General features: G+C 52.3%; 19 protein-coding genes, 3 tRNA genes and 1 rRNA gene. 4 read left to right on the top strand and 19 right to left on the bottom strand.

Annotated elements, in window-relative coordinates; translation table 11 throughout:
* Positions 1 to 35: 35 nt before the first annotated feature.
* The 5 genes from DW350_RS03010 to pssA form a co-directional block, all read right to left on the bottom strand.
* Positions 36 to 111, bottom strand: a tRNA-Glu gene (locus tag DW350_RS03010).
* Positions 112 to 119: 8 nt separating this feature from the next.
* A tRNA-Ala gene (locus DW350_RS03005) sits at positions 120 to 195 on the bottom strand.
* A gap of 8 nt (positions 196 to 203) precedes the next feature.
* Positions 204 to 280, bottom strand: a tRNA-Ile gene (locus tag DW350_RS03000).
* Positions 281 to 353: 73 nt separating this feature from the next.
* Positions 354 to 1893, bottom strand: a 16S ribosomal RNA gene (locus tag DW350_RS02995).
* Positions 1894 to 2251: 358 nt separating this feature from the next.
* Positions 2252 to 3046, bottom strand: coding sequence for a CDP-diacylglycerol--serine O-phosphatidyltransferase (pssA, locus tag DW350_RS02990; protein WP_115717426.1), 795 nt, complete (start codon positions 3044 to 3046; stop codon positions 2252 to 2254).
* Between the two features lie 93 nt (positions 3047 to 3139).
* On the opposite strand from pssA, the gene DW350_RS02985 reads away from it, so the two are divergent.
* Positions 3140 to 3583 carry a DUF4124 domain-containing protein gene (locus tag DW350_RS02985; protein WP_115717425.1) on the top strand — a complete coding sequence of 148 codons (444 nt, stop codon included), beginning with the start codon at positions 3140 to 3142 and terminating at the stop codon, positions 3581 to 3583.
* Positions 3584 to 3609: 26 nt separating this feature from the next.
* Here the strand turns inward: DW350_RS02985 and clpB are convergent, their stop codons facing one another.
* Genes clpB through rluD form a run of 3 tightly spaced genes read right to left on the bottom strand, consistent with a single transcriptional unit; the run spans position 3610 to position 7909 of the window.
* The gene (gene clpB, locus DW350_RS02980; RefSeq protein WP_115717424.1) at positions 3610 to 6180 is read right to left on the bottom strand and encodes an ATP-dependent chaperone ClpB; all 2571 of its coding nucleotides are present in this window, start codon (positions 6178 to 6180) and stop codon (positions 3610 to 3612) included.
* Between the two features lie 60 nt (positions 6181 to 6240).
* Positions 6241 to 6954 carry a peptidoglycan editing factor PgeF gene (gene pgeF / locus DW350_RS02975; protein WP_115717423.1) on the bottom strand — a complete coding sequence of 238 codons (714 nt, stop codon included), beginning with the start codon at positions 6952 to 6954 and terminating at the stop codon, positions 6241 to 6243.
* Positions 6944 to 7909, bottom strand: a complete 966-nt coding sequence (gene rluD, locus DW350_RS02970) for a 23S rRNA pseudouridine(1911/1915/1917) synthase RluD (RefSeq protein WP_115717422.1) — start codon at positions 7907 to 7909, stop codon at positions 6944 to 6946. Before rluD ends, pgeF begins: the two co-directional genes overlap by 11 nt.
* Before the next feature lie 128 nt (positions 7910 to 8037).
* On the opposite strand from rluD, the gene DW350_RS02965 reads away from it, so the two are divergent.
* Positions 8038 to 8802 carry an outer membrane protein assembly factor BamD gene (locus DW350_RS02965; protein WP_192954791.1) on the top strand — a complete coding sequence of 255 codons (765 nt, stop codon included), beginning with the start codon at positions 8038 to 8040 and terminating at the stop codon, positions 8800 to 8802.
* A gap of 26 nt (positions 8803 to 8828) precedes the next feature.
* On the opposite strand, the gene glnB is transcribed toward DW350_RS02965, so the two are convergent.
* The 5 genes from glnB to DW350_RS02940 form a co-directional block, all read right to left on the bottom strand.
* Positions 8829 to 9167 carry a nitrogen regulatory protein P-II gene (gene glnB / locus DW350_RS02960; protein WP_115717421.1) on the bottom strand — a complete coding sequence of 113 codons (339 nt, stop codon included), beginning with the start codon at positions 9165 to 9167 and terminating at the stop codon, positions 8829 to 8831.
* 70 nt (positions 9168 to 9237) lie between these two features.
* On the bottom strand, positions 9238 to 11283 hold the full coding sequence (locus DW350_RS02955) for a prepilin-type N-terminal cleavage/methylation domain-containing protein (RefSeq protein ID WP_115717420.1): 2046 nt from the start codon (positions 11281 to 11283) through the stop codon (positions 9238 to 9240).
* Positions 11283 to 12407, bottom strand: a complete 1125-nt coding sequence (locus DW350_RS02950; RefSeq protein WP_115717419.1) for a pilus assembly PilX N-terminal domain-containing protein — start codon at positions 12405 to 12407, stop codon at positions 11283 to 11285. Before DW350_RS02950 ends, DW350_RS02955 begins: the two co-directional genes overlap by 1 nt.
* Positions 12394 to 13029 (bottom strand): PilW family protein, encoded by a 636-nt coding sequence (locus DW350_RS02945; protein WP_115717418.1) that lies wholly within the window; start codon positions 13027 to 13029, stop codon positions 12394 to 12396. The genes DW350_RS02950 and DW350_RS02945 overlap by 14 nt, the downstream gene beginning before the upstream one ends.
* The gene (locus DW350_RS02940) at positions 13020 to 13595 is read right to left on the bottom strand and encodes a pilus assembly FimT family protein (RefSeq protein WP_115717417.1); all 576 of its coding nucleotides are present in this window, start codon (positions 13593 to 13595) and stop codon (positions 13020 to 13022) included. The genes DW350_RS02945 and DW350_RS02940 overlap by 10 nt, the downstream gene beginning before the upstream one ends.
* 64 nt (positions 13596 to 13659) lie before the next feature.
* Between DW350_RS02940 and DW350_RS02935 the strand changes: the two genes are divergently transcribed.
* On the top strand, positions 13660 to 14037 hold the full coding sequence (locus tag DW350_RS02935; RefSeq protein ID WP_115717416.1) for a type IV pilin protein: 378 nt from the start codon (positions 13660 to 13662) through the stop codon (positions 14035 to 14037).
* Positions 14038 to 14090: 53 nt separating this feature from the next.
* Positions 14091 to 14624 (top strand): GspH/FimT family pseudopilin, encoded by a 534-nt coding sequence (locus tag DW350_RS02930; protein ID WP_115717415.1) that lies wholly within the window; start codon positions 14091 to 14093, stop codon positions 14622 to 14624.
* Here the strand turns inward: DW350_RS02930 and DW350_RS02925 are convergent.
* The 6 genes from DW350_RS02925 to pilV are packed head-to-tail and all read right to left on the bottom strand — an operon-like array spanning position 14621 to position 20831.
* Positions 14621 to 14914, bottom strand: coding sequence for a hypothetical protein (locus DW350_RS02925; RefSeq protein ID WP_115717414.1), 294 nt, complete (start codon positions 14912 to 14914; stop codon positions 14621 to 14623). The two genes, DW350_RS02930 and DW350_RS02925, sit on opposite strands and share 4 nt — an antisense overlap.
* Positions 14901 to 15314, bottom strand: a complete 414-nt coding sequence (locus DW350_RS02920; RefSeq protein ID WP_115720541.1) for a type IV pilin protein — start codon at positions 15312 to 15314, stop codon at positions 14901 to 14903. The genes DW350_RS02925 and DW350_RS02920 overlap by 14 nt, the downstream gene beginning before the upstream one ends.
* Entirely contained in the window at positions 15311 to 18814 is a 3504-nt protein-coding gene (locus DW350_RS02915; protein WP_115717413.1) for a pilus assembly protein, read from the bottom strand. The genes DW350_RS02920 and DW350_RS02915 overlap by 4 nt, the downstream gene beginning before the upstream one ends.
* A 3-nt stretch (positions 18815 to 18817) precedes the next feature.
* Positions 18818 to 19276 carry a PilX N-terminal domain-containing pilus assembly protein gene (locus tag DW350_RS02910; RefSeq protein WP_152032927.1) on the bottom strand — a complete coding sequence of 153 codons (459 nt, stop codon included), beginning with the start codon at positions 19274 to 19276 and terminating at the stop codon, positions 18818 to 18820.
* 8 nt (positions 19277 to 19284) lie between these two features.
* Positions 19285 to 20292, bottom strand: coding sequence for a PilW family protein (locus DW350_RS02905; protein WP_115720540.1), 1008 nt, complete (start codon positions 20290 to 20292; stop codon positions 19285 to 19287).
* Complete coding sequence (gene pilV, locus DW350_RS02900; protein WP_192954790.1) at positions 20292 to 20831, bottom strand: type IV pilus modification protein PilV; 540 nt, start codon at positions 20829 to 20831, stop codon at positions 20292 to 20294. The genes DW350_RS02905 and pilV overlap by 1 nt, the downstream gene beginning before the upstream one ends.
* Positions 20832 to 20864: the final 33 nt, after the last annotated feature.

The raw sequence follows: 20864 nt of genomic DNA, 5'->3' as shown, positions 1-20864 counted from the left end.
TAGGCATTTCTTCTTGCGAATACCCCCACAATTGATGGCGTCCCCTAGGGGATTCGAACCCCTGTTACCGCCGTGAAAGGGCGGTGTCCTAGGCCTCTAGACGAAGGGGACATCAATTATGGTGGAGCTAAGCGGGATCGAACCGCTGACCTCCTGCGTGCAAAGCAGGCGCTCTCCCAGCTGAGCTATAGCCCCATAAAGTGTGGTGGGTCTGAGTGGACTTGAACCACCGACCTCACCCTTATCAGGGGTGCGCTCTAACCAGCTGAGCTACAGACCCACACTTGTATTCGCTCTTACCCTTAACCCAAGTAATCTGTGTGGACACTGCAACAGCTGGCAGTCTCTTTTAGTAAGGAGGTGATCCAGCCGCAGGTTCCCCTACGGCTACCTTGTTACGACTTCACCCCAGTCATGAACCACACCGTGGTAAACGCCCCCCGAAGGTTAAGCTATCTACTTCTGGTGCAGCCCACTCCCATGGTGTGACGGGCGGTGTGTACAAGGCCCGGGAACGTATTCACCGTGGCATTCTGATCCACGATTACTAGCGATTCCGACTTCACGGAGTCGAGTTGCAGACTCCGATCCGGACTACGACGCGCTTTTTGGGATCCGCTTACTATCGCTAGCTCGCTTCCCTCTGTACGCGCCATTGTAGCACGTGTGTAGCCCTACTCGTAAGGGCCATGATGACTTGACGTCGTCCCCACCTTCCTCCGGTTTATCACCGGCAGTCTCCTTTGAGTTCCCACCATTACGTGCTGGCAACAAAGGATAAGGGTTGCGCTCGTTGCGGGACTTAACCCAACATTTCACAACACGAGCTGACGACAGCCATGCAGCACCTGTCTCAGAGCTCCCGAAGGCACTAATGCATCTCTGCAAAATTCTCTGGATGTCAAGAGTAGGTAAGGTTCTTCGCGTTGCATCGAATTAAACCACATGCTCCACCGCTTGTGCGGGCCCCCGTCAATTCATTTGAGTTTTAACCTTGCGGCCGTACTCCCCAGGCGGTCAACTTAACACGTTAGCTCCGGGATCCACGTTTCAAGAACACAAACCCCAAGTTGACATCGTTTACGGCGTGGACTACCAGGGTATCTAATCCTGTTTGCTCCCCACGCTTTCGCACCTGAGCGTCAGTCTTTGGCCAGGGGGTCGCCTTCGCCACTGATGTTCCTTCCGATCTCTACGCATTTCACCGCTACACCGGAAATTCCACCCCCCTCTCCAAGACTCTAGCCTGCCAGTCTTAAATGCAATTCCCAGGTTAAGCCCGGGGCTTTCACATCTAACTTAACAAGCCGCCTGCGTGCGCTTTACGCCCAGTAATTCCGATTAACGCTTGCACCCTCCGTATTACCGCGGCTGCTGGCACGGAGTTAGCCGGTGCTTCTTCTGCGAGTAACGTCACAGCTGCAGCGTATTAAGCTACAACCTTTCCTCCTCGCTGAAAGTGCTTTACAACCCGAAGGCCTTCTTCACACACGCGGCATGGCTGGATCAGGGTTGCCCCCATTGTCCAATATTCCCCACTGCTGCCTCCCGTAGGAGTCTGGGCCGTGTCTCAGTCCCAGTGTGGCTGATCATCCTCTCAAACCAGCTAAGGATCGTCGCCTTGGTGAGCCGTTACCTCACCAACTAGCTAATCCTACGTAGGCGCATCTGATAGCAAGAGGCCCGAAGGTCCCCCTCTTTGGTCCGTAGACATCATGCGGTATTAGCCATCGTTTCCAATGGTTATCCCCCACTATCAGGCAGCTCCCTACGTCTTACTCACCCGTCCGCCGCTCGTCATCTTCTAGCAAGCTAGAAATGTTACCGCTCGACTTGCATGTGTTAGGCCTGCCGCCAGCGTTCAATCTGAGCCATGATCAAACTCTTCAATTAAAAGTGTTTGATGCTCAATGAATTGCTGAAGTGTTGAACACTTCACAGTCATTGAGTAGTTCTCAATTTTTTGAGCCTACCCATCTGCGAGTGCCCACACAGATTACTTGGATTATCTTGTTAAAGAGCGTCGTTCTTCCGAACGAGGAGGCGCATTCTACATGAGCCTCTGACCTTGTCAACCCTGGGTTTTCAAGGCCCTTCGTGGTTGTTGCGTCTGCCGCTGTCCCCGTCGAAGTGCTGCGCATTCTAGCGATCTGAGCGAGGGTGTCAACGGCTAAAATCACCGGAAAAAACCGACTGCTGAGTAAATAAGCAAAAAGGGCCGAAAACGGCCCTTTTTGCTGAATTTATAAGCTTATTCTTTTGGTGGTTGCTCTTCTTTGCCTTTCTCACACTCAAAATCAGCATCGTTGTTGTCACCTACCACGTGCTCCATTTTGAACTCTTTAACCGTTCTGAAGGTAATAACGGGGCCAGAGAGCGCATAAAGAGTAAAGGCAATAAAAAGTACCAACGGCGGCTGCAGCGCCACTACGACTAAAATGCCAATCACAATCAGAATGGCCAGGAAGGAGCCTTTGTCCTTCCAATCAAATTCTTTAAAGGATGGGTAACGGAAGTTAGAGACCATCAACAGGCCACAAAGCAGGGTCACCAACCCGGCCAGCCAAGACACGCTAGCACCTTTAATATCAAAGTCGCTGCCAACCCAAACCAGCCCTACCACAATGGCCGCGGCAGCTGGACTAGCAAGCCCCTGGAAATAACGTTTATCGGCGATACCAACCTGGGTGTTAAAGCGGGCTAAACGCAGCGCCGCCCCCACCGCATAGATAAAGGCTGCTAACCAGCCGACCTTGCCAAGGTCAGACAGCGCCCAGTTATAAGACACCAATGCCGGCGCAATCCCGAAAGACACCATGTCGGCCATGGAATCGTATTCAGCCCCAAAAGCACTTTGGGTATTGGTCATACGGGCAATACGGCCATCGAAGCTGTCGAACACCATCGCCACAAACACGGCTACGGCGGCGGCAGTAAAGTGCCCTTGCATAGAGGCAATCACCGCATAAAACCCCGAAAAGAGACCCGCGGTAGTAAATAGATTGGGCAGTAAATAAATGCCTTTGCTGCGCTGAAGCTCACTCATTGTCGAAATCTCGCTTGGCATTGCCGGAACGGTTTAGACTTTAAAGATATCACAGGGTCTGGATGGCCCCAAAGACAGCAGGAGAAGCAAAACATGTTTCGGCTCAGCTTGTTATTTGCGTTGATTTTTACTGCCGGTGCTACAGCGGCAAGCAAGGACGATAAAGATGCCAATGTGGTTTACCGCTGGCAGGACAATAAAGGCAATGTGCATTTTTCACAGCAGCCACCGCCCGGCATTAACGCCACTGCGGTGCATATCAATGCCCCTAAGCCCAGTTCTACACCGCCGTCGCCACCTGCTTCAGCACTGGCAACACCTGCCACCGAGCCAGGTAAAGATAGCCAGTTAGCAAACCTTGCCGCGCGGATGAAAGAGGCCTGTACTAAAGCCCAGGAAAACCTCAAGACCCTCACTACCTTTGACCGGGTGAGAATGGTCAATGAAAAAGGGGAATACGAAGTGCTAACAGATGAGCAAAAAGCGGCGCAGATAGCCCAGTACCGGCAGCAGATAAAGACATCCTGCCAACAGTAAAAAAGCCGGCTTGCGCCGGCTTTTTATTACTGCGTTATCACTAACTCGCCGTCTTTGGCATCCACATGAATGGGTTTGCCCGGCAACAAGTCACCTTTAAGAATGCTGTTAGCCAAGCCGTTTTCCAGACGGTTTTGAATGGCCCGTTTTAAGGGGCGCGCCCCAAAGACAGGGTCAAAACCGGCTTCGGATAACAGATCCAAGGCGGCATCGGTCAGTTCCAGATCGTACTCGCGCTCAGCCAGACGTTTTTTCAAGCCCGCCAGCTGAATATCAGCAATTTGGCGAATGATGGTATTGCTGAGCGGATGGAACACCACGGTTTCATCAATACGGTTGATAAATTCCGGTCTAAAGTGCTGCCCCACTACATCCATTACCATGGCTTTCATGACGTCGTAATCTTCGCCAGCATGCTCTTGAATGCGGTCTGAGCCTAAGTTCGAGGTCATGATCACCACGGTATTGCGAAAATCCACGGTGCGACCTTGGCTGTCTGTCAGACGGCCATCATCCAAGACTTGCAGCAAAATGTTGAACACATCTGGATGCGCTTTTTCCACCTCATCGAGCAAGATGACCGAATAAGGGCGCCGGCGCACCGCTTCGGTGAGGTAGCCACCTTCTTCGTAGCCTACATATCCCGGGGGCGCACCAACCAAGCGAGACACTGCGTGTTTTTCCATAAATTCCGACATATCCAAACGCACCATGGCGTCTTCAGTGTCAAACAGGAAACTGGCCAGTGCTTTACAGAGTTCGGTTTTACCCACCCCGGTCGGCCCCAAGAACAAGAAGGAGCCAATAGGACGATTAGGGTCAGACAACCCGGCACGGCTACGACGAATGGCATTGGCAACAGCGCTCACCGCTTCTTCTTGGCCAACCACACGTTTGTGCAGATTTGCCTCCATTTGCAGCAGCTTGTCACGCTCACCTTCCAGCATTTTCGCCACCGGAATACCGGTCCAGCGGGAAACTACGTCGGCAATTTCCCCTTCGCTGACTTTATGCTTGAGCAGCTTCATTTCCTGCATTTCAGCAGCGCCCGCCAAGTCGAGCTGTTTCTCAAGCTCGGGAATGCGGCCGTATTGCAGCTCTGACATCCGCTCGTAGTTGGCCGCCCGGCGGGCAATATCCAACTCTTTACGGGCTTCTTCTAATTGCGCCTTGATTTGCTGAGTACCAGAAAGCGCGGCCTTTTCGGTGTTCCAGACTTCATCCAGCTCTTCATAGCGTGAGTCCAGCTCTGCCAGTTCATCTTCGAGCAGCCCTAAACGTTTTTTAGAGGCATCGTCGGTTTCCTTGGTCAGTGCTTGGCGTTCCAGTTTTAGCTGGATCATCCGCCGCTCAAGCCGGTCCATTTCTTCTGGTTTGGAATCAATTTGCATGCGAATGCTAGACGCGGCCTCGTCGATAAGGTCGATGGCTTTGTCGGGCAATTGCCGGTCGGTAATGTAGCGGTGCGACAAGGTAGCCGCCGCCACTATGGCCGGGTCGGTAATTTCAACGCTGTGATGAATTTCATAGCGTTCTTTCAGGCCGCGCAAAATGGCAATGGTGTCTTCAACGCTGGGTTCTTCCACCAACACTTTTTGGAAACGACGCTCAAGTGCGGCGTCTTTTTCAATGTATTGGCGGTATTCATCCAGCGTGGTCGCGCCCACACAGTGCAGCTCACCACGGGCCAGGGCCGGCTTGAGCATGTTGCCCGCGTCCATAGCGCCATCGGCTTTACCGGCACCCACCATGGTGTGCAACTCGTCGATAAAGAGAATGACCTGCCCTTCTTCTTTGGCCAGTTCATTCAGTAGCGCTTTTAAGCGCTCTTCAAACTCACCGCGGTATTTAGCGCCAGCCAAAAGCGCCCCTAAGTCGAGGGACAATACCCGTTTATTTTTTAACCCTTCCGGCACTTCGCCATTAACAATGCGCTGTGCCAGGCCTTCAACAATGGCGGTTTTACCCACCCCGGGTTCCCCTATCAGCACCGGGTTGTTTTTGGTACGGCGCTGCAGCACCTGAATGGTGCGGCGAATTTCTTCGTCACGGCCGATAACCGGGTCAAGCTTGCCTTGTTCGGCACGTTCGGTTAGATCAACGGTATAACGTTCAAGGGCTTGTCGGGTATCTTCGGCGTTGGGGTCGTCCACCTTCTGGCCGCCACGTAGCAACTCAATGGATTGCTCAACCTTTTCTTTGGTCAGGTCGTGTTTGCGCAGCAATTCGCCCAGCGCGCCTTGGTCTTCCAAGGCCGCCAGAATAAAGAGTTCGGACGAAATAAATTTGTCTTTGCGCTTTTGCGCGAGCTTGTCGCACAGATTCAGAAGATTAGCCAGGCCGCGTGAAACCTGAACATCACCGCCGGTACCCTCAACTTGGGGAAGCTTTTCAAGCACTTCACCCAGCTCTGAACGAAAGCGATTAAAATCCACTTTGTTTTGGCTAAACAAGGGTTTGACAACACTGCTGTCTTGGTTGAGCAGCGCCATCATCAGGTGTGCAGGTTCGATAAATTGATTGTCGCGGCCCAGAGCGAGAGATTGGGCATCAGACAAAGCCAGTTGGAATTTACTGGTAAAGCGTTCGGGATGCATCTGGGCCTCCTACGTGAATCAGATGCTTGTTATGTGGGAGCATAACCCCGAACTTTCAAGTCAAATCTTGCGACAAATCACAAAAGCCATGCGTCCAGTGACCTGTTCTCGACGATATGAGAAGTAGTGTTCGCTTTGAGAAAAGGTGCAGTCGGCTTGGCGATGAATATTTTCAATGCCAAGCCGGGCCAGCCGATTAGCCGCCAGTTGCTGCAAATCAGCCAAATACTTTTCACCCTTGGCGGTAAAAGCCGGGGCATCTTCTTTACTAAAAGCCGCTTTAACCTCGCCCCCCACTTCAAAAGCCCTTGGACCAATGCAGGGGCCAAGCCAGGCTACAATGTCACTGGCTGGCACAGCCATTTGTTCAATAGTGGCTTCAAGCACACCCGCCGCAAGCCCCCGCCAACCAGCATGAGCAGCGGCCACTAGCAGGCCGTCTTTTGACGCAAACAATACGGGTAAGCAGTCTGCCGTCATAATGGCAAGAGGCTCGTTAGGCTGCGTGGATACCGCCGCATCGGCGCAATCAAAATGCGTGGTATCGGTTTGCACCTTGGTGCCATGTACTTGATTTAACCACCTTGGCTGTTGCGGCAAACCGCCCTGTATTTCTAGCAGCACGCGGTTATAAGCCACCCGTGATGGCACATCGCCCACGTGGGCACCAACGTTAAAGCCGCCATATGGCCCTTGGCTAACGCCGCCGATTCTGTCGGTGAAAAACGCCTCTACCCCTTGGGGAAAAACGTTATCTATCCGATTAATCGCCATGACTGGCCATGTCCTCACGTAATAAGTCGTAAAGGCCGAGCATATCGTCAGGTATTGGCGCTTCCCAGCTCATGTCTTCGCCGCTAATAGGGTGCTCAAGCATCAGCCTTGCTGCGTGCAAAGCCTGACGCGGGAAGAGACGCAGCTTGTCCTGGGTTTGCTGGTCAGTGTTTTTCAACAACCGACTGCGGCCGCCATAAAGTGGGTCGCCTACCAAGGGATGGCCGATGTGCGCCATGTGCACGCGAATTTGGTGGGTACGGCCGGATTCAAGCCGCAGCCGCAGCCGGGTATGCAGGCGAAACTTTTCAGCCACCCGATAATGGGTCACCGCTGGCTTACCGTCTTTTACCACCGCCATATGTGTGCGCTTGGTGGGATGACGACCAATGGGGGCATCAACGCTGCCACCCGCGGTCATTAAGCCGATAGCTAACGCCTCGTATTCGCGGGTAATGTCGCGCGCTTGCAGCTTTTCTACCAGGTGAGTTTGCGCCGCCAAGGTTTTCGCGACCACCATCAAACCGGTAGTGTCTTTATCCAAACGATGCACAATACCGGCGCGGGGAACCACGCCAATTTCCGGGCAGTGATGCAATAAGGCATTAAGCAAAGTGCCATCTGCATTACCGGCGCCAGGGTGAACCACCAATCCCGCCGGTTTATTGATCACTAAAATGTGCTCATCTTCAAAAACCAGATTAAGGTCAATTTCTTCCGCTTTAAAACGGTCATCAGCCTCAACTTCTGCTTTTATATCAAGGAGTTCAATACCAAGCATCTTGTGTCTTGGTTTATCAATTTTCAGCCCGTCAACCTGGACATTGCCAGCCAGGATCCATTCTTTTAGCCTTGAACGGGAATGATCGGGGAACAAATCGGCCAAAACCTGATCCAAGCGTTGACCAAGGTGCTCAGGTTTCGCTTCAGCACTTAATTCGATAACTTCACGCATAGAAGACTCATTGTCGCCCCTGTGACATTACAGGGTACTGGGTTAGAATGCGCCAAAAGAGATATAGTTTACTCCCCTTTGGCACGTAGCACAGTGCCTTTGCAACAAGGTATGGGAAAGAACCACGAATGATGATGACAAAAGGACGCTGCCTCACCCTGCTATTGGCCCTCGGTCTCGCTCTGGGTGGTTGTGCCAGCCACGACAAAGATGACAGCGGCGTAAAACTGAAGTCGGCCAAAGACGGTTTTGAATCAGCAGAAGCCGCACTGGCGCTGGGCAACTTCAAGAAAGCCTCTGATATTCTTGAAAAAATGGATTCTCGCTATCCATTCGGCCCCTATTCCCACCAGGTTCAATTGGACCTGATATATGCCTATTACAAGCAAGGGGATTATGCCTCATCAGTGTCTGTGATTGACCGCTTTACCAAGCTCAATCCACAGCATTCCGACCTGGATTACGCGTATTACATGCGTGGTTTGAACCACATGGCGATGGACAATAATTTTTTCCAACAGCTACTGCTGGTTGACCAAACCGATAAAGATCCGAGCAATTCTCGTACGGCTTTTGACGACTTCGCGACCCTTATCAAGAAGTTTCCTAACTCAAAATATGCCGCCGATGCTCGCCAGCGCATGATTTATTTAAAAAATCGCCTCGCTAACTATGAGCTTGCTGTTGCCCGTTACTACGTTAAACGCCAAGCCTGGGTTGCGGCAGCTAACCGTGCGCAAGCCGTGGTGGATAACTACAAAGACACCAAGGCCCAAGAAAAGGCATTGGAGTTACTTGTAACCTGCTACGACAAGCTGGGAATACCGGAGTTAAAGCAGCACGCCTTGGCGGTGCTCACCAAAAACTACCCCAATAGCGCTCTTGCACAATAAAAAAAGCGGCCTCTAGGGCCGCTTTTTTATATCGCCTCTTCGTTTTCCTCACCGGTTCGGATCCGAATAACCCGCGCCACATCGGTGACAAAAATTTTGCCATCGCCGATTTTACCGGTTTGCGCTGCCTGCATGATGGCGTCAATACACCTTTCTAGTTCATCGGCCTGCACAATCAGCTCTACCTTTACCTTGGGCAGAAAATCCACCATGTACTCTGCGCCGCGATACAGCTCAGTGTGGCCTTTTTGACGCCCAAAGCCTTTAACTTCGCAAACGGTCATGCCGTTAACACCAACTTCCGCCAGCGCTTCGCGAACATCGTCCAGCTTGAACGGTTTAATGATGGCTTCAATCTTTTTCATCTACAGATCCGGCGCAAATAAATAAGTCAGTAGCGACAAGCATAACGTTTCAACACGAAAGGCAACAATATCAACTGCATTTGCTGTTTGATACCACCGCTGGCGAACACATCAGCACCGCCGTCGCCGTGCCACTTACCAAGCCGTCACTATCAGCCTGATTGGCAATATCCACGCTAATACTGGTTGGATTAAAGGTATAACTGTCATAGCTCATGGAAATACTGCCCACCCAACTGGCGCTAAAACCGGTGCAGCTGTATTCGGTTTTGGCATTGGTGCCACCCGCCGTCACCACCACACAACTGATATTGGGGTCAGCACTGGCATCGCCACTGGCGATAGCCGTGATAGTGACGGCCTCAGGGACACTGACGTCACAGTCGGTAGTGGCATTGCCGTTAGCTTTCATCTCGCGGCAACTTAGCACCCCTTTTACCGCATAGCCGCCGTTAGCAAGGGAAACGGCCAGAGCATCTTCCAAATAGTTGGTGGCATCCGCCAGATCGGTTGGTAAGGAACCGGTAACGCCGGAATTGCCCTCTCGAGCCCTCACCGCAACAGTACCGTTGGCCGCTTTGGCAACCGTTAACGCACCACGGCTATAGGTGCCGTAGTAATCGGAGTTAGGGTCGCTATCAACTGACTTAATGGTTTCGTTGGTAACCGACAGCCCGGAGCCAGAGGTGACCTTCCAGTCCACTAGGAGTGTCAGGTTAACATCATAAAAAGGCACTAAAGAGGGCCAGTCACTGTCGCCAGAGCTGACAATACTGGCCAAATCCGCTTTGTCTGCTGCGGTTAAATAGTCGATATAAATACCGCGCGCCATCAGCTGAATAACGCCGGTTTGGCTGACCGTGATGGAGGCCGGTGATAAGGCATCACGCAATTCGTCCTTGTTGGCATCGCTGCTGCCAGTGAGGTAGTCCTTCACCTTATTCAAGACATATTGCTGATACAGCGTCTGGTTGTCTGCATCTTCCAGCCAGTCTTTTCGCATCATCACAATGTCAACCAGTTGCCAGTCTTGTGTGACGCGGTAATAACCGTCAACCCGCAGTAGCCGGCAAGCTTCCAAATAGTTGCCATTGGTCACCGCTGAGAAATTACTGCTTGTATAGGTGCTGGCATTAAAAGTGTTGTAACTACTTTGGTTAAAGCTGAAATGGCTATGGGGCGCTGTACGGTCGGGGTCAAAAGCCGGGTAATCGCCACTGCTGGCATCAAAATGATTACCACAGCAAACCGTGCAATAGGTTGAGGTGTTATTAGAGGCGGGGCTACCAGTGGTTTTTGTGACTAAAACACCATCATCCACAATGACTTGGTAAGCATTGACCTTACCGTTTTCATCTACGTCTGGTCGCGAGCGAAAAGGAGTATAGCTTTGCGCCGTGCTACCGGTGGTGTTGCAGGTGCAATTAATGGTGGCGAAGTCTTCGCGAATCAAGGTGGTGCTGTTGGGCTGGTAAGTCACGGTATCAAATTTTACCAAGGTACTGCCGTCTTGCTTACTGACTTCCGGTAAGGGTTTACTGGTTTCACGCTGGTTGCCGTCGCCATTGGTACTTAAATTTAAGGCAATAACGTCTGGTGCCAGGCCGGGGGTATAGGTAACTTGCGGGCCAGAGCTATCGGCGTCGGGGTCTAGTGATTGTTTGCGGTCTGCCGTTGAGGTGGCTGACAGAGAGGAGTTCAGTACCACCGAGTCACTGCCGTTGATGTTGCTCCAAGCCACGTTGATGGTAATGAGTTTCTGGTCAGACGAAACCGCACCATTGGGCTTGGTAGCCGACCAGCTGCCGGTCGCGGCATCGTAATATAGATCGGCAACGGTCCAGCTGCGGTTAAATGTCTGGCCACTGACCGTTAAGCTGTCGCTACCACTGACAATGTCTACATAGTTTGTGGTGCCATCGGTGACATCGTCAAAGCGGCGAAAATCTTCCAGCTTGCCTTTGGCCAACTCCATGGCAACACTGCGCGTTATATTCTCACTGCTATTGCGTAAAAACACTTTCTGCAGCGTTACCAGGCCTGCCACGCCAATACCGATAACGACAATAGCGATCATCACTTCAATCAGGCCAAAGCCTCTATTACGCCTCTGCATTACCAGTCTCTCCAGCTACCCGGCAACCGCCAAACCCGTTGGAAGCTGCTACCGGCTTTTACATTGGCCAAGGCCAGCTCGTCAAAGCGCACACCGAAGGTGCCTGAGGTGATAGACACATCATGATTGGCAATCAGGGCGCCATTCATTTCAGCGGTACCGTTTGATTTGAAAGTGGTGCTCACCGCCGGGTCGGTATGGAAACTGAAAATCACGCCGTAGAAACTGTTGTTGGCATTGAGGGTGAGATCGCCGTCAACCACCAGCAATAATGCCGGTTCGGCCTGGGTGCCTAAATTAACTTTAAGGTCGCATTCGCCTTGTACAACGATAAGGCCGCTTTCACTGCCGGTCAGACTAGAACAATCGTCCAGAAGGTATGAGGCGTCACTTTTAATGTCTTGCCAATTGTCACTGCTAATGCCAAAGATGTAGGCAAACAAATCATCGGGAAAGTTAGCGTCGTTATCGACAATGTCGATGCCGCGGCTGTCTTTGGATGAGTAAGTAGCGCTGGTGCAATCACCGTTGCTCCATTCCTGCTGGCCACAGGTTTTAACACTGCCGCTTAAATCCACCGGGTCGCTCATCCACACCGAAATGGGCACGCCCCTGCCACTGCCATTGGGATTGGCCGCCACACTAAACGAGCCGCCAATGGTCATGGTGCCGCCCACCGTCAGCGGCGACGTTGGCCCCACCGATACCACCGGCGTTACAACCAAGGTTTGGCGATGGGTTTGGGTTGTAGAGCCATCTTGCGAGGTCCCCACTGCCACAAGATTGGCTACCGGATAGGTGACACTTTCGCCGTAAGTTGAAGTGAAATCGACGGCATCTTCGATGGAGGTCAGGGTAAAAGTCGTTTGCGCTGCCGAGATGGCCGAAGAGTTAAGCGTAAATGCAAGCGCGCCTTGCTGCGCATTCTTACGTACTTGCGCCATGGCATATTCAATGCCGCTTTCAGAAGCTTCAAAAGCTTGTTCATAACGCACTTCGTTAAGCAAAATGCGGTTTTCATTGACCTTATTGCGCGCCGTAAAAACAGCCACACCAATGGCCATTACCATAATAATGAGGGTAACGGTTAGCGTGACAAAACCCTTTGCTTTAGAGGTCATCATTACGAAGCCTCACTTCCTGATTTAAGGTCATGGTTAGCTCAGGGGTCCGGCCGCTGGCACCGGTGATAGATATCACCACCGAGCGAATACCGGTATCGGTCGCGCCTGCTTCGTAGCTAAAACTGATATTACTCAGCGTTAAATCATCCGGCAGGGCCATCGCTTCTTTGGTGGCGACAGTTGCGCAGCTTGGCGTGCCGGTCCAGCTTTTAACAAAATGCACCATGTTGCTTTCAAACACGTAGCCCCGCACTTCATCAGTGTTGATATCCAAGGCACCATCTTCATTGGCGTCCATGCGGGCAATCACGCAACTGCTGGTAAGGTCACGGCTGGCTTTAAAGGTAAAGGGACAGTTGTTTTCAAAATCGCTGGAGCACGCTTCTTTGCCAAAGGCGTCGGTGGCGTCAGCGGAAAAGCCTGCACGGCGAATGTCGGCAGACATCATGTTGGCAACAATATTTAAATCGCTACGCAGTACCGTCATCCGGGTGGCGATGGAGCTGGCACCTACCGTTGCCGAGAACAAGGTAGTAGCCGCTAGAATAACCACCAACCCCATGGCCATGGCTACCATCAGTTCCACCAATGTCATGCCTTGCTGGCGCGGTATTACGGACATGAAGAGCAGCTCCCAATGTTGTCAACGATGCTGACTTTCCCAAAGGACGAAAGGGTTACACAGCGCCCTTCACTGGGATCGTCTTCCCTGACAACACAGAGATTTCCGGCTTCACTGCCTTTATTCCTGGCGTTAAGGGTAAAAAGGTGGTCGCTGGGGCTGGTGTAAACCTTCACCCCTTTTAAATCATTAGCTTGCAAGGCTCTGGCGGCACCGCTGCCAGCGAGGTCGCACTTGCCAGAGCTGATAGCGGGGTCGAGAAAAAAGGCGCAATTGCATTCGTCACCGTCGCTGACACTTTCCGAGGTAACACCCACACACCAGCTGGCTTGCGAAGAGGTGGAATAGTTGGAAACAAAAAAATGCAGGTCTTGATTTAAGCGAACCGCTTCACTTTTCCCTAACAAAATCTGGTTACGGATACTTTCCGCCGCCTGGGCCAATTGCCGCTCTTTAACGACAGACTGAAAAGAAGGCACGGCAATGCTGGCCAAAATACTGACCACGGCAATGGTGATAAGTAGCTCAAGCAAGGTAAATCCCGGTTCTCTTAAAGCGTCTCGCACCGCTTATCTCCCGGTTGTGACCTATAGTTTTTCACTGAGTATAGCCAAGCCTTAGAAGGTGCTAATGATGAAGAGAATGCGGGGTGTGACCTTGCTTGAATTGATGATAGTAGTGGCTGTACTCGCCATCCTGGCGGGGATCGCTTATCCGAGCTACCAACGTTATGTACTGGAATCCCATCGCGCTGATGTGCAAGGACAATTACTTAAGTTGCAGTTGGCAGAAGAAAGCTACCGAGTGAAAAACAACAGCTTTGCCACATTAGTGCAGTTAGGCGGCGCCAGCAGCAACCACTACACCATCAGTATTAACAATGTCAGCGCCAGCACTTATACGCTGCAAGCGGTGGCGACTGGCTCGCAAACTGGCGATAGCGGCTGCACTACCCTGACGCTGGATCAAAACGACAATAAAACCCCCAGCGATTGCTGGAAGAACTAACGCCTATCCATAACTTGTTATCATAAAGTGACGTTCAGCATTAGAGAGCAGCCATGAGGGAAAACGGATTTACGTTGGTCGAATTAATGATGACTCTGGTGGTGGCGGCCATTTTAGTGACCATTAGCTATCCCTCACTGAGTCGTTTCGTGACAGACAACCAACTCAGCTCCGAAGCCAGTCAACTGCAAGCCATGCTAGCAAGTGCCCGGCATCACGCCTTGAATTATCAAATGCCGGTGGTGGTTTGCCCACTGGTGAATAACAGCTGCACCAGCAGTTGGAACGGTGAAATAAGCGTGTTTGTCGATACCGACGCTGATAATAAAAAAAGCGCTGATGACGAGATACTGCAAACCTTAGCTGCGGCAGATCACCAGCGGGTATTTGACCAAAGCAGTATCGCTTTTGCCGCCGACGGCATGCTGAAAACCAATGCGGGCACCCTGGTGTTATGTGAAGGGAGCAATGCCAACCTCTACAATGGCGTTATTATCACCAAAACCGGTCGTAGCCGGGTTGCTGAAGATGTTGATAACGATGGCTACCGCGATGACCAAAACGGTAACCACTTAAGCTGCAACTAAAAAACTTGCTGTTTTTCTTGCGCTATCGCCTCAGCACTCGCAAATGCTTTCGTGGCAACGACACATTCATAAACCTTGGTCACAACCGGCTTACCACTGATATGAAGATGGGTATAAGGCAGCGAGAACGCCAGCGCGGGCCCTTTACTTTCAGGTACCACAAAGTGCGCAATAAAAGGCGTTTTGCCGTTTAACTGCAAAAAGCATTTATATTCAACATTTTCGGCTGCAAAGCTTGAAAAGCTCATCGCCAAAGTCCATACCCAGCCAATAAGTTTACCAGCAGCCATCAGCGCCTCCGTTGCTACTGTTTTTCGCCGTCTTTTTACCGGTTTCATCCAGACTGAGCACGGCGCAGTCTGGGTCTTTATCAGCTTGGGCGCTAGAGGCGGTGGCAGTCAGTGTCAGGGTGTCGGTGTCTGCTGTGGCACTCACGGTAAAGGTGCCTTTAGCGATACTGTAACTGCTGGCAGTGCCGCCCACTTTGGACAAATCGCTGGTGTAACTGCGGTGGTCAATACGGTACTGCTCTTCAAGGCCAGCCAGCCGCATTAATTCGGCCTGCGCCTCTGCCCGGTTGGATTTGGCTAAGTAGCGGGTGTAACTGGGGTAAGCCACACTGGCAATAATGCCAACAACAACCACCGTTACCATCAGCTCTATCAGTGAAAAGCCGCGAACAGGGTTCATTGCTCCTCCACGTAGTAATAAATACGGTCAGCATCCATTGAAATGTCCACCGGCAGCGTCGGTTTGGTGTTACCACTGCCGTCGCCAGTGTCTACGCGCCCAACCCCAATAATGCGGATAACACTGTTGCCGTCGCTATCCTGGCCTGCGTGCACCACGGGTGTGTCAGGCAACTTGCCTGGGATCTCCACCACTCCCCAGTCATAAACGTTATAGCCGCGATGCAAATCTAAGGCATAAAGCCTCCCCACCCCTTCAGCAAGACAGTCTTCTGAATCAGACGACTCGCTGGCCGGCGGCGTGTAGGTAGTGAAATAGGCAACGCCATCGATTACAAGCGGTGTCGCTAGCGATTTTTCACCCAAATTAGGCAAATCAAAAAACCACCCCTTCGCCGTTCCCAACGCCAATTCTTCGGTTTGCAATGCCTCGCTATCCAAGTCTTCTGCAAAGGGTTGGCTGGACATATCATAGAGATCGCTAAGCGTAAGGGTGGTTAGGGTTTTGCCTTGAATGCCGGTAACAATATTGGTGTCACGCAGCACAAACAGCATGTCGGTAATATCGGTTCCTAAAGGGTCTGGCCTTTTGCCCGAGCCAATCACTACGGCGTCGTAAGGCAGCACCTGAGTGGTGACCACCGTGCTGGTACTGTCATCGTCACCGCTACTAACCTGGGTGCTAACGGTTTGTGTGTATTGGGTTTGCACTATGGTGGGTGCCTGGAAGAAATTACGATTACTGGCATCACTGCCGCCTAAACTGGCGAATTTAAATACCGTCCAAGGATTGGTGCTATCAAAAGGCGCCGAGCTTGGCATATCCACGCGCCAAATGTTGCCGGCCACATCACTGGCATAAAGCCTATCAACCAGGCCGTCACCGTCACTGTCCAGGGTGGCAATCTTATTTGGAATGGAGGCAGGAAAGGCAACCTGCAGGTTGGTGGCGGTGGTGTCGGCTGGGGTTGCACTCCACACCAAGGTCCCCTGCTGTGCATCAATGATGTAAATACCGCGGCCGGTGGTGGCCGCACTGGGGTCGTCACTGTCGCTAACGGGGTCATAGCCAGCTCCAACTATAACCACCGGCCCGCTATGGCCAGGAATGTTAACCACTACCGGCGTTGACCAACTTTGCCCCAGCTCACTAAAGCCGGCGCTTTGGTTATCGATACGCCACAGTAATGCCGGGCTGTCAGGGTTGCTGATATCCAGGCCATAGTAAGCACTGCCGCCACGGCGCTGGCCAATATAAGCCCAGACTTTGTCACCGCTGGCAGGTTCGACAACACCGTCGTCATCTTTGTCATAAACCCAAGCCGAAGGGGTGCCGTCCATTGCGTAAATTTTGCTGATATCGGCACTGTTTTCCCTCAGCAAATACGCTTTGGGAAGCTCCTGATAAGGAAAGAACGCCCAGCTTTCCTCAGCACTGTCACCTTCATCTTTAAAAAGGTGCACCGCCCCTTGGTTAGTCCCCACCAGCAAACGCACATCACTGGCACCGTCACTGGTACCGTAGTTGATAGCCAGCGGTTTGGAATGCAATGGATCGCCCATAATCACGGCGCGAACATCGGCATTCGAGCCATCATCGTCGTCGTCATCAACATCAATGCCGTAAAGCCAATCTAAGGTGCTTTGAATTTGGTCACTGCTGGTATCCATGGCGGTAGCAAGCGCGTCTTCTGTGCCAGCAATGGTTTCAAGGTTGGCCTTAGTCAAGCTCACCAATGCCGTGCTGCTGTTGGTATATAAAGTACGGGTACCGGCCGCAGCCTGGGTTCTAAGATGCTCATTAATACCGCCGGTACGGGTGTCGTTGCCGTCTTGTGACGTGCTCCAAAAGGTTTTGGCAGACTCACTGATATCCCCCGAATCGGTAATAGCCGAGTCACCATTGGCATCAACAATGTCATCATCATCAGTCACTTTGAGCTTCTTAATATTCCCCAACCAATGCGGCCCGGCCGAGGGCAAAAACATCGCGTAATACACCGAGTCAAGCGAGCGGGTGCGGTCAAAATTGTTGGCAGCAATCGAAGGCGAGGTAAAAGCGGCCGACTTAGTAGAAACCTCTGCCACCACCTTTTGCAGCGCCCCACTCAACTCGGACGCTTCTTGGGCAGAAAAATACTCGCCACCACCGCGCTCGGCGGTCTCTTCCAAAATCGGCTCGGCGTTATCACCCTCATCAAGGGCAAAGCCGATGGTGTAAAAATCCACGCTTTGGGTGCCAGCAATGCTGCTATTAAGGTCATTGTCGTGCAGCCACCCGGCTAACGCGGGCAACCAGGTGGTGGTGCCATTAACGCTGTAAGCGCTGCCAATACCAGGCAAACTACTGACGGTGCTGTTGGCATCGGTGTCAGAAGTCGGCTCGCCGTCGGTTATCATCACCACATAAATTTTTTCGGCGCAGGTCGAAAACGGTGACACATAAGCACCGGCGCCATCTTCAGCGCTCGTGTCTTTTACCGGCGTCATGCTGCCGCCATTGTTACCGTAGACAACGCTGCTACCGGTGAGATAGCGCATCACTTCGGCGGTGGTTTCACAAAGGGGCGTATTGGTGTCAGCCCCCAAGTCCTGCACAATGCTATTGAAGGTCGACATATCGTCGCGGCTTGTCAGCGCTTGCACCACGCGGCCACCGTCGGTGGACGAGCTGGTATTGCGGTTAAATACCACCAAGCCAAAATCGACACCGGGGGCAGAGTTGATAATGTCGCTTACCGCTTCTTTAGCGACTTCCAAACGCGATTTGGGGCCAGATAATTGGCCATCTTCAATCAGTGCCAAATACCGCAGGTAATTGGCTGTAAACAGGGTGAAACCGTCACGGTTACGCGAAAAATTCTGGTAGTCGCTGTTGCCCTCATTAACCCGGCGATTGGTAATAGAAAAATTGGTGGTGTAGGGGCTGGCATTTTTACCGGGGTCGCGTTTTGGCCAACCACTGTCATAGCCGTCGGCGTTGGTAGCATCCTCCGCTAAAAAATCATCCAAACAATCTACTACCGGCTTGTTACCCAGGCCTGAGTTATTGGGCAGTGAATCCCATTGCCCCGATTGCCCTTGGTAGCGTACATATTTCACCACCCCGGAATAACGCCCCTGCTCGGCAAGTGGGGTAAAACTGGCGGCGCAGCCGTTATCAACCTCGCTAAAGCGGCGTTTTTTGCCTTCGAAATCGGTCAGTGGCGGCGCTTCTAAGTTGTCACTGACTTCACTGTTCGGCAGGTAGTAGATGATGTCGTCTTGGTATTGGTGCGCTGAATCAACGGCGGCATAGGTGGTTGCCGGATCGTAAGTGTCGTAAGCGCTGTCGAGCTGGGTATCCATCGATCCGGAGTTATCAAAGATGATCAATAGCTGCGGTTTGTAGGTATCCAGGCCACCGTTTCGTACCACGTAGAGATCGATATCTTCAGCCAGGGTGGTCGAGGCCAACAGCAAACTGGTCAGCAAAGCTGTCACTAAGGTGCGCAGTGTCATAGATCAGCTCCCTGTTGGCGATATCAAAGGTTGCGCCACACCATTCACCACCTTGAGCTGGCCAAGCTGGTAGCGGCCAAAGGTCACCGTTGCCGAGTCGGTAAAATGGCGGCAGGTAAAGGTGTCAGCGCTGTTGCCCCTTTCACTGCGTGGACAGGTGGCCTCTAGCTTATAAACCACCGTGGTTTGGCGGCTGTTACCTTCGTTGTCGGTGAGCGTGGTATTTACGGTAATAGGGTAAGCGGTGATGTCTTGTAAAAAGGTGCTGTTGGTAGCGGCGTTTTTCATCACGTCACCCAACATGCCATTACCGGTTTGCAAGGCCTCGGCCCTGTCGCTAACCGCCCCGGCCACCTTGGCGTCCATGGCGCTATTGGACAGCAGCGCCACCCCAAGAATGGTGATGATCAGCAAAAAGATCAGCGCTACAAACAACACCAGTCCTGATTGACCTGTTCTCATCGTCACCTCTAAAAGCTCAGTTGCTGGTATTGGGGATTGGGCAAAGTGATGGTGCTTTGTAGCAGTAAGCGCCGGTAGTGGTCGGCCGGGCTATAGGGCGTCATATCGCCCAAGGTGTAGCTGATGCTGGCATCGTAATTGGCATCGCTCAGTTGGGTACGAATTAATAAATAAATCCGCGCCGCCACCACCCGCTGCCCCGAAGAGCCAATCCAGTCGGCGTCCGTTAGCTCACTGGCGCTGGCATAGTAGTTGGGGATAGCGTCATCATCGGTATCGATGCCATACATCAGGTGAAAGCGCTCTACGCCTTCGACTAAATCTTCATCGGCCATCACCAGGTTGCCACCGTCAATGGTGAGGTAGCGGCGTTTAAGCACCGGCACTGTCAAATTGCCGCGCGTTTCATCAGCGATGTAATAAATGTGGTGGATGTAGCGCCAATATTCGCCATTGGTAATAGGCGGGCTAGTAAATTCGCCAGCGGTGGAACCCGGCCAAAAACGCGCGTTATTGCTGTTCATTAGCAGATACAGACTCGCGGTTTGCCATGAACTACTGGTGGCAACGGGCCCGGCTAAACGTTTGATTTGCAAAATATCGGTGCCGGTAACAGCCTTGCTGTCCAAGCAGCTCATCACACCGCTGGCAGCAATACCGCCCCAGAGCATTAAAAAGCTACCAGCCGGGGCCGTGTCTCTGGGTAACGATGCGTTGTTAACACCACCGCCACTGCAATCACTGCCGCTAGCAACGGCCACACCATTGAGTGACAGGTTGGTATCAACAATCAGTGGCGTGCCGCTCATTGGTCCCATCATGCCGGCTTGGCGCAGATCTTCAGTCACCAAACGCAGGGCATAACTGGCATTTTCCTGAAGCTCGCCGATTTGCTCGGTCGACTTCACCCCACGCTTGGAGGCCACAAAAACCGCCGAAATAGCGGCCGCCATCACCAACCCCAAGGTCATGGCCACCATTAATTCCACTAACGAAAAGCCCCGCGCCGTCTTCATCAAAACACCACGCTTTTGACTTGCACTTGCCGGCGGCGAGTGGAGGCGGTGCCACAGTTACCATTAATGGCGCCATCAACGGTTGCTTCGGTGCCATCCCAGGAAAGGGTAACAGTCATCAGGTTGGCAGCGACGGTGACACAGCCAACGGCGTGCAATAACAGCGGCAGGTTAGTGGTGCCCTCAACCGTAGTGGCACCCAATAACGTTTGGTGCCATTGGTATTTATCCCAGGCAGCCAGAGCTGAGCTATTGCAGGGTGTAGTGGTTGAGCAACCGGAAGAGCTGGTAACAGACTGCTGATAGCCCATATCGCCAGCATACAACGCTACGCCGAGCGGGTTGCTACGCGCACGCTCAACATAGTCGTTGGCCAGACTCATGGCTTGAGTTCTTTCCAAAGCCCCAAAACTGCCTCGTTTGGCGGCCAATTGCATAGCGACGGCACCAAGAATGCCAAAGCTCAATACAACCAGTGCCACCAGCACTTCTAGCAATGAAAAACCTTTGGAGCGATAACGACAGGTCCCCTCAAACACTGTCTTATCTCCTAGCAAGCAAATTGTGTTTCT

The organism is Gallaecimonas mangrovi (assembly GCF_003367375.1).
Lineage (GTDB): Bacteria > Pseudomonadota > Gammaproteobacteria > Enterobacterales > Gallaecimonadaceae > Gallaecimonas > Gallaecimonas mangrovi.
This window is presented reverse-complemented; position numbering and strand designations above follow the sequence as displayed.